The 7,150-nt window shown below is 58.8% G+C and carries 6 protein-coding genes; all 6 read right to left on the minus strand.

Going from position 1 to position 7,150, the window contains the following annotated elements; genetic code table 11:
- Window positions 1-2: 2 nt before the first annotated feature.
- Window positions 3-1,331: a sigma-54-dependent transcriptional regulator gene (locus tag MEB48_RS27590; protein WP_269137643.1), complete on the minus strand. Its 1,329-nt coding sequence runs from the start codon at window positions 1,329-1,331 to the stop codon at window positions 3-5.
- Complete coding sequence (locus tag MEB48_RS27595; RefSeq protein WP_237886903.1) at window positions 1,328-3,229, minus strand: sensor histidine kinase; 1,902 nt, start codon at window positions 3,227-3,229, stop codon at window positions 1,328-1,330. Before MEB48_RS27595 ends, MEB48_RS27590 begins: the two co-directional genes overlap by 4 nt.
- Before the next feature lie 204 nt (window positions 3,230-3,433).
- On the minus strand, window positions 3,434-4,168 hold the full coding sequence (locus tag MEB48_RS27600) for an amino acid ABC transporter ATP-binding protein (protein ID WP_038981857.1): 735 nt from the start codon (window positions 4,166-4,168) through the stop codon (window positions 3,434-3,436).
- On the minus strand, window positions 4,165-4,836 hold the full coding sequence (locus tag MEB48_RS27605) for an amino acid ABC transporter permease (RefSeq protein WP_095051339.1): 672 nt from the start codon (window positions 4,834-4,836) through the stop codon (window positions 4,165-4,167). Before MEB48_RS27605 ends, MEB48_RS27600 begins: the two co-directional genes overlap by 4 nt.
- Complete coding sequence (locus MEB48_RS27610; protein WP_237886904.1) at window positions 4,836-5,582, minus strand: amino acid ABC transporter permease; 747 nt, start codon at window positions 5,580-5,582, stop codon at window positions 4,836-4,838. The genes MEB48_RS27605 and MEB48_RS27610 overlap by 1 nt, the downstream gene beginning before the upstream one ends.
- Before the next feature lie 193 nt (window positions 5,583-5,775).
- Window positions 5,776-6,690 (minus strand): glutamate/aspartate ABC transporter substrate-binding protein, encoded by a 915-nt coding sequence (locus MEB48_RS27615; RefSeq protein ID WP_237886905.1) that lies wholly within the window; start codon window positions 6,688-6,690, stop codon window positions 5,776-5,778.
- Between the last annotated feature and the right edge of the window lie 460 nt (window positions 6,691-7,150).

Below are 7,150 nucleotides of genomic sequence, written 5' to 3' on the forward strand. Positions count from 1 at the left end.
CATCAGTGACTCAACCCGTACTTCTTCACTTTGTCGAACAGCGTGGTCTTGGCCATCCCCAATTCTTGACTGGCCTGGGTCAGGTTGCCGCCGCTGCGCTGCAAGGCATCGCTGAGCAGGTTGCGTTCGAAGGCTTCCACCGCTTCGGCGAAGGCCAGGCCCTGATTGTTGCCATGGGTACCGGATTTTTTGAAGGCCGGCAGGCCCAATGCAAAACGCTCGGCGACGTTGCGCAGTTCGCGCACGTTGCCCGGCCAGTCGTGGCTCATCAGGTTCGACAGGGTCTGGTTATCCAGTTCCGGCACCGCGCGGTCGAAGCGCAGGGATGACTGCTGCAGGAAGTGTTCGAACAGTTGCAGAATGTCTTCGCGGCGTTCGCGCAGCGGCGGCAGCTCGAGGGTCACTACGTTCAGACGGTAATACAGGTCGCTGCGAAATTCGCCAGCCTTGCTCGATGCATCCAGATCGGACTTGGTCGCGGCAATTACCCGACAATCCACCGCCACGCTCTGGTTCGAGCCCAGGCGTTCGAGGGTGCGTTCCTGCAACACCCTCAGCAGTTTGATCTGCAACGGCAGCGGCATGCTTTCCACTTCATCGAGGAACAGGGTGCCGCCGTCGGCATGTTCGATCTTGCCGATCCGGCGCTTGCCGGCCCCGGTGAAGGCGTTGGCCTCGTGGCCGAAGATTTCACTTTCGAACAGGTTCTCCGGCAGGCCACCGCAGTTCAGCGCGACGAACTGTTTGGTGTGCCGGCGACTGAAGTCGTGCAGGCAGCGCGCAACCAATTCTTTACCGGTACCGGTCTCGCCTTCGATCAGCACGTTGGCCGAGGTGTCGGCGACGTTGGCGATCAATTCCCGCAGGTTCTGCATGGCGGGCGAGCGACCGATGATCCGGCCTTCGAGGGAATCGCGCTCGAACAGTTGTCGACGTAAGGACGAGACTTCCCGCGCCAGGCTGCGTTGCTCCAGCGCGCGGCGGGCGACGTCTACCAGGCGTTCGGGGGAGAAGGGTTTCTCCATGAAGTCATAAGCGCCTTTCTGCATCGCGCCGACGGCCATCGAGATGTCGCCGTGGCCGGTAATCAGCACCACCGGCAGGCTGCGATCGCGGGCCTTGAGCCGGGTCAGCAGTTCCAGACCATCGATGCCCGGCAGTCGGATGTCGCTGATGACGATGCCGGCGAAGTTATCGCCGACCCGCTCCAGCGCTTCTTCGGCGCTGCCGACACCCACGCAGGGAATGTCTTCCAGGGTCAGCGCCTGTTGGCAACCGAGCAGGACATGGGGGTCGTCTTCGACGATCAGCACACTAAGGTCGTTGTTCATATTGGCTCGGCGGGAGTGGGGCTTACCAACGGTAAACTGAGGACGAAAGTGGTACCACCGCTGGCCGGGTGTTCGACACCCAGATGCCCGCCGGTGGCGGCGGCCAGGCTGGCTGAAAGCGTCAGGCCGAGGCCCAGGCCTTGTTCGCCGGGTTTGGTGGTGAAGAACGGTTCGAACAGATGCTTGCGCGCTTCGGCATCGATGCCGTGGCCGTTGTCGCGTACCCGCAGGCGATATTTGCCGTCGAATTCCTCGCCTTCGAGCCACAACGCCGGCTGGGGCTGCGACTGCATGGCGTCGAGCGCGTTGCCGATCAGGTTGACCAGGATCTGCTCCAGACGGGTCTGGTCGATCAGCACCTGCACGTCTTCGAGGTCACGGTGCAATTGCAGATGAGCGCTTTCCATCCGGCCGCCTAGCAATTGCAGGGCGGCATCCACGGCCTTGCCGAGGCTGGCCTGGCCCTTGTCATCACCGCGCCGGGCGAAGGAACGCAGGCTGGCGGTGATCCGGCCCATGCGGTCGATCAGTTCATTGATGGTCTTGAGGTTGGTGCTGGCCACATCCAGTTGACCGCGTTCCAGAAAGCGCACGGTATTGCCGGACAAGGTCCGCAAGGCGGCGAGCGGCTGGTTCAATTCATGGGCGATGCTGGTGGACATTTGGCCGATGGCGGCCAGTTTGCCGGCCTGGATCAGTTCATCCTGAGCGCGGCGCAATGTCTCTTCCGCCTGTCGGCGTTCGCGGATCTGGCCCTTGAGCCGTTCGTTACTGGCACGCAGGTCGGTGGTGCGTTCGGAAATCCGACGCTCCAGTTGATTGTTGGCTTCCTGCAAGGCTTCCCGCGCCGCGAGACGGGTGGCGATCACCTTGCGCCGCTCGTTCCAGGCGATCAGCAGAAACGCCACCAAGGCAAACGCCACCGCCACCAGAATCCCCTGATTGATCGCTTCACGTCGCAGGTCTTGCAGGGGCGTGAGCAGGGTGAAATTCCATGGCGTATCGCTCAGCGGCCGGGTTTGCGAGAGGTAGCTGATGTTCTCTTCATCGGACACCAGTTCGCTGTTGGCGGGGAAGGTCAGTTTTTCCTCACCTTCGGCCAGTTTCTCCCGCGCCAGCGGTTGCAGTTCGTTCAACGGAAACCAGTAGTACTGCAGACTACGGGCGAGTTTTTCTTTGGTTTCCTCGCTCAACGGCACCACTGATTTAAGCCGCCGCGCCGGATCGCTGGAGAGAATGATGATGCCGTTCTCGTCGCTGACGAAGGCTTCCAGGCGCGCACGTTGCCAGCGTTCTTCCATGGCTTCGAGGCGAACCTTGACCACGGCGACGCCGATGATTTTGCCGTGCTCTTCCAGGCCATGCGCCAGGTAATAGCCGGGTTCGCCACTGGTGCTGCCGATGCCGTAGAAACGCCCCGGCTGACCGCGCACGGCGTTCTGGAAATAAGCGCGGAAGGACAGGTCTTCACCCAAATAACTGTCGACATCACGCCAGTTGCTGGTGGCCAGTACGCGACCGGTGGTGTCCATCACATAGATGGCCCGACTGCGGCTGCGCCGGTTCAGGCCTTCAAGGTATTCATTGACCGTCTGCCGGTATTCCGGCGACGCATCGCCCAATAGCTTTGAAACACTGGATTCGAGTTCCAGCAGGCTGGGCAGGTAGGTGTACTTGCTGATCTCGCTCTCGACGGCGCGGGCGTGCAGTTCCAGCTGACGCTGGCCGTTCTCGCTCAGGCTGCGAATTCCGTAGTGTTCACTGACCCAGAAGCCGATGTAACCCAATCCGATCATCAGGGCGATGATCAGCGGCGGCAGGAACAGATGGCGAATCAAACGGGGTTTCACGGCGAGTGATGGCGGCGCGGCGCGATAGAGAGTGGAGTCGCATTTCATCACAGATGCCTTGGGTCAACCACAACACAAATATCCATATACCCACAGGGCCCCCTGTGGGAGCGGTGTGTGGTGATCCGCAGGAGCCAGGCTTGCCGGCGAAGGCGTCCTTGAGAGCGCCTTCGCCGGCAAGTCGGATCGCCGCATCGCTGGCTCCTACGAAAAGCTGTCCGCTCCCACATTAGTTGGGGAGCGGTGCCTTTCTTAGTGCTGCAGAATTTTGGCGAGGAAGTGCTGCGTACGCTCGGCACGGGCGTTGATGTCGCCGAAGAACTCTTCTTTCTTGCAGTCTTCGATGATCTTGCCCTGGTCCATGAAGATCACTCGGTCCGCCACCTTGCGGGCGAAGCCCATTTCGTGGGTCACGCACATCATGGTCATCCCTTCGTGGGCCAGTTGCACCATCACGTCGAGTACTTCGTTGACCATTTCCGGGTCCAGCGCCGAGGTCGGTTCGTCGAACAGCATGACGATCGGGTCCATCGCCAGCGCACGGGCAATCGCCACACGCTGTTGCTGACCGCCGGAGAGTTGGCCCGGGTGCTTTTTGGCGTGGGCAGAGAGGCCTACGCGCTCAAGCAGTTGCAGGGCTTTTTTGCTGGCTTCTTCCTTGCTGCGGCCCAGCACCTTGATTTGCGCGATGGTCAGGTTATCCATGATGCTGAGGTGCGGGAACAGTTCGAAATGCTGGAACACCATGCCGACGCGCGAACGCAGTTTTGGCAGGTTGGTCTTCGGGTCGGCGATGGACGTGCCATCGACAATCACGTCGCCTTTCTGAAACGGTTCCAGCGCGTTGACGCATTTGATCAGGGTGGATTTGCCGGAACCGGATGGCCCGCACACCACGATCACTTCGCCTTTTTTGACTTCGGTGCTGCAGTCAGTCAGTACCTGGAAGTCGCCATACCACTTGTTGACATTCTTGATAGAGATCATACGGCAAACCTTTTTTGCAGACGCTTGACCAGCTGCGAGGCGGCAAAGCTGATGATGAAGTATGTGAAACCGGCGAAGATCAGAAACTCATTGGAGCGGCCGATGATGTCGCCACTGGCGCGCGAGGCATTGAGGAAATCCACCAGACCCACCGCGTAAACCAGCGAAGTGTCCTGAAACAGGATGATGCTCTGTTGCAGCAGCAGCGGGGTCATCTTGCGGAACGCTTGCGGCAGGATGATCAAACGCATCATCTGGCTGTAAGTCATGCCCATGGCCTGGGCAGCCGCCATCTGGCCCTTGGGAATCGACTGCACGCCGGCGCGGACGATTTCGCAGAAGTACGCCGCTTCGAACATCATGAACGCCACGATGCACGAGGCGAACGCGCCGATCGGGGTATCTTCCCCAGTGATCCAGCGCAGCACGAACGGCACCGCCAGGTAGAACCAGGTGATGACCAGCAGCAATGGAATCGAACGGAAGTAGTTAACGTAGGCGCCAGCGATGTTCGACAGCAATTTGCTGTGGGACAGGCGCATCAGTGCCAGGATCGTGCCGAGGATGATCCCGCCGACCACGCCCAAGGCCATCAGTTTGAGGGTCATGACCATGCCGTTCCACAAACCCGGCAGGGACGGAATGATGCCCGTGAAGTCGAATTCCATCATTTACCCCCTACGGAAATCAGGCCGGGTACGGCGACTTTCTTCTCGACCGCGCGCATCAGCAGCATCAGGCCCATGTTCAGCGTGAAGTAGATCAGCGTTGCCAGGGTGAAGGCTTCGAACAGGTTGGCGGAGAACTCGGCGGTCTGTTTGGTCTGCGCGAGCAGCTCCATCAGGCCGATCAGCGATGCCACGGAGGAGTTCTTGAATACGTTCAGGAATTCCGAGGTAAGCGGCGGAATGATGATGCGGTAAGCCTGGGGCAGCAGCACGTTCCAGTAGATCTGCGGCAGCTTGAAACCCATGGCGCGGGCAGCGGATTCCTGGCCGCGAGGCAGCGCCTGGATACCGGTGCGCACTTGTTCGCAAACCCGAGCGGTGGTGAACAGACCCAGGCACACGACGACGCTGAGGAAGGCCGAGGTGGTCGGGTTGAGATCCTGCTTGTACCACTCCTGGATGTCCGCAGGCAGCAAATCGGGCACCAGGAAGTACCAGATGAACAGCTGAACCAGTAGCGGCACGTTACGGAAGAGTTCGACGTAGCAGGTCGCGATGCCCGATATGATGCGGTTAGGCACCGTGCGCATGACGCCCAGAATCGAGCCCAGCAACAGCGCGATAATCCAGGCTGCGATGGCGATGGCAATGGTCCAGCCCAAACCGGAGAGGTACCAGTCGAAATAAATCTCGCTGCCCACGCCGGTGGACTTGAAGAACACGCCCCAGTCCCAGTTGTAATTCATTAGGGTCTCCCCCCGGATTCGTTCGATGTACAAATGCCTGCCTGGGGAAGCTCCGTTCCCGCCCGAACCTTGAAGTTCAGGCACACACGAGCGGCTCGACAGCCACCGTTCGAGTGTTTCCAGAAATGCCAGCAGGGAGTGACAAATCCCTGAAAGGGCGCAGGCCCTCTCAGGGGATAAGGTTAGTCAGAAATCAGGATTTCTTTTCGTCAGCCGCTTTGTCGGTCGGATTGGCGATCAGGTTCTTGAGCTCGTCGCTCATCGGGAAGTTCAGGTTCAGACCTTTTGGCGGGATTGGCTGCATGAACCATTTTTCGTAGATCTTGTTGATCTCGCCGGATTTGTAGGTCGCGACGATTGCATCGTCGACAGCCTTCTTGAACGGCGCGTCGCCTTTGCGAACCATGCAACCGTAGATTTCATTGGACTGTGCAGTCCCGGTCACGGCCCAATCGGTTGGCTTCTTGGCCTTGGCCATCTCACCGGCCAGCAAGGCGTCGTCCATCATGAACGCCACTGCGCGGCCGGTTTCCAGCATCTGGAAGGACTCGCCATGGTCTTTGGCGGAGATCACGTTCATGCCCATCTGCTTGTCGGCGTTCATCGACTTGAGGATGCGCTCGGACGTGGTGCCGGCGGTGGTCACGACGTTCTTGCCTTTAAGGTCGGCGAAGTCTTTATACGGGGAATCTTTCTTGGACAGCAGCTTGGTGCCGATTTCGAAGATGCCGACGGAGAAGTCAACTTGCTGCTGACGCTCGATATTATTGGTGGTGGAGCCGCATTCCAGATCCACCGTGCCGTTCTGCACTAACGGGATACGGGTCTGCGAGGTGACCAGGTTGTACTTGACCTGCAGATTCGGTATGTCCAGGTCTTTTTTCAGGGCTTCGACGACTTTCAGTTGAATGTCGTGGGAGTAGCCAACCGGTTTGCCGGAAGCGTCCGCGATGTAGGAAAACGGAATGGAAGCGTCACGATGCCCGAGGGTGATGGTGCCGGACTCTTTGATCTTCTTCAGTGTGCCGGTGAGTTCGGCAGCGAAAACTGGAGTGCTAATCAGAGCGGCAGCAATGGCTGCGCCCAGGATATGGGGAACGATGCGCATCAAATTTTCCTCGACATTGTTTTTTTTATGGAGCCAGTTCATCGGCCTTTTGGTGCTTCGAATGCCTGACGGCTCCTGAAGTGTTGGCACAACAGGCATTCGTCCAAGAGTGTAGAGCATGACTCGTGCCAGGCCAGGCGGTATAGGTCAAATTATTGATTTATAAGGATATTAAATATTTGCGAGGTGATTTTTTTGCACTAAACAATCCGGTTAACCGAATCGACTGGCAAGTCGCGTTCGGAAAACCGAATACTTGCACATACCCTGTGGGAGCGGGCTTGCTCGCGAAAGCGGTCTATCAGCAGACGGATAGGTTGAATGTTAGTCAGTCTTCGCGAGCAAGCCCGCTCCCACATCTATGGTTACCCCCTTTTCTGCAATACTGTTTTTGATGCGTGTTTGGCTTGCTTTCATCTATCCGGCGTCTGAGTGGGGCTGTGGCCCCGCGCCTCGATGA

The sequence above is a fragment of the Pseudomonas sp. PGPR40 genome (genome assembly GCF_022014505.1).
Lineage (GTDB): Bacteria > Pseudomonadota > Gammaproteobacteria > Pseudomonadales > Pseudomonadaceae > Aquipseudomonas.

What these genes read in the sequence shown, in the direction of transcription:
- MEB48_RS27605 (WP_095051339.1), bottom strand. Translation starts at nt 4,836, where the DNA reads ATGGAATTCGACTTCACGGGCATCATTCCGTCCCTGCCGGGTTTGTGG.
- MEB48_RS27595 (WP_237886903.1), bottom strand. Translation starts at nt 3,229, where the DNA reads ATGAAATGCGACTCCACTCTCTATCGCGCCGCGCCGCCATCACTCGCC.
- MEB48_RS27590 (WP_269137643.1), bottom strand. Translation starts at nt 1,331, where the DNA reads ATGAACAACGACCTTAGTGTGCTGATCGTCGAAGACGACCCCCATGTC.
- MEB48_RS27600 (WP_038981857.1), bottom strand. Translation starts at nt 4,168, where the DNA reads ATGATCTCTATCAAGAATGTCAACAAGTGGTATGGCGACTTCCAGGTA.
- MEB48_RS27610 (WP_237886904.1), bottom strand. Translation starts at nt 5,582, where the DNA reads ATGAATTACAACTGGGACTGGGGCGTGTTCTTCAAGTCCACCGGCGTG.
- MEB48_RS27615 (WP_237886905.1), bottom strand. Translation starts at nt 6,690, where the DNA reads ATGCGCATCGTTCCCCATATCCTGGGCGCAGCCATTGCTGCCGCTCTG.